This window comes from Neobacillus notoginsengisoli (assembly GCF_003515685.1).
Taxonomy (GTDB): domain Bacteria; phylum Bacillota; class Bacilli; order Bacillales; family Cytobacillaceae; genus Bacillus_D; species Bacillus_D notoginsengisoli.
Window position 1 is genome coordinate 1 of record NZ_QWEG01000037.1, and the last position, 1,832, is coordinate 1,832.

A 1,832-nucleotide genomic window follows, 5' to 3' on the forward strand; every position below is an offset into this window, starting at 1 on the left:
GGAAATAATAATGAGAATGATTCTAATAATAATTCTAATAATGATTCTAATAATAATTCTAATAATGATTCAAATAATAATTCTAATAATGAATCTAATAATAATAATTCAGATAATAATAATGAATCAAATAATAATTCTGAGAATGGAAATAATAATTCTAATAATGGAAATAATAATTCTAATAATGATTCAAACAATTCTAATAATGATTCAAATAATTCTAATTTATTGGAAGATGAAGAAGATACAGATACTGAAACAGATACATCTTTACCTACACCTATAGATGGATCAGAAGTTAATCCATTTTCATCTAAAGAAGATAAGGAAAATCAAAATCCATTCAGATATAATCCTAATGATGGTTGGCCTTCAGATGAAGATAATTCAAATACAGATACAGAATCTAATACAGATACAGATGCAAATTCAGAAGCAGTTGCAAATATAACTACATCAGATGATGATTTAGATTTAGATTTAGATGATAATTTAAGATATTCAGGATATATGGCAGGAATATTTGATTTTGATTCTGATAATGTAATTTCAATTAGAGGAAATTCTTCTTATTTCAGATCTGTTGTAGAAAATTTAGAAGGATATGCTGATATTGTAATAGAAGAAGCAATAAGTAATGAAGAAACTATTGATTCAGATAATTCAGATACTAATTCAGATACTAACTCGGATAATAATTCTAATAATGATTCAAATAATTCTAATAATAATTCTGAGAATGATTCTAATAATGATTCTTCAAATAATAATAATTCTTCTAATAATAATAATGGAAATAATTCTTCAAATAATGATAATTCTTCTAATAATAATTCTAATAATGGAAATAATAATTCTTCTAATAATAATTCTGGAAATGATTCTTCAAATAATGGTAACAATTCTAATTCACCTAATAATAATGAGAATTCTTCTGCTTCTAATTCTAACTTAAGTCAAATTAATTCTAATTCTTTAGATTTTAATAATGAATTTAGTTATGAAGATTTATATGGAGGTTCTATGTTAGAATCTGATATAAATACTTTAAGAAGTAATATAGAAAGTAATAATAATACTTCTATTGAGATTAATTATAATAAAATATCTAATCTAGATAAAGGAGAAGGAAGTTCAAATTTAAATAAATTAAATAATAATTTTTATTTAGAAAATTTAATTTCTAATTCAAAGATTAATGTAGAATATTTAAATGAACATAATTTTAATTATTATTTACCAAATGATAGAGATATGGAAGAAGTTTTTACTATAAAAGGTCAAAATAGTTCTGAAAATTATTTAGGTGGAATAGATAAATTTGGAGTTATTCATTTAAATGCAGATATTTTAGATAATCCTTATTTTAATTTAGTACCTGGTGTAGATTTTATTGAAGGTTTTGATTCTTATGCTATATATGATTATGATAGTCCATTTTTTAAAAATATGATTGAAGCTGCATATAAAAATAGAACTCAAGATACTATATTAGATTTCTTTGATAGTGAACCTAATAATTGGTATCAAATCCAAAATAGAATTGAAGCTAGAGATTATATTTTTGAATTAATTCAAAAAGATTATAATATTAATTTTTTTGATGAATCAGATATTGAAGATAATGAATTTTTTAATAATAAGAATTTTAATTCTCTAAAAATAGATAAAGGTAAAGGTAAAGAATCTTAATTCTCATTTTTTCTTTTTATTTATTATTATTTAATATTTTTATTTTTTAATTATTATCTTTTTTAATCTTATATTATTTAATTTTATATTATTTATTAATATATTTTATTATTTAATATTATATTTTCCTTTTATCT

Annotated in this window: 1 protein-coding gene; it reads left to right on the plus strand. The window is 20.1% G+C overall.

Annotated elements, in window-relative coordinates; genetic code table 11:
* Positions 1 to 1,695: hypothetical protein (locus tag D1B31_RS24525; protein ID WP_192894827.1), on the plus strand; the 1,695-nt coding region annotated here is incomplete at its 5' end.
* Between the last annotated feature and the right edge of the window lie 137 nt (positions 1,696 to 1,832).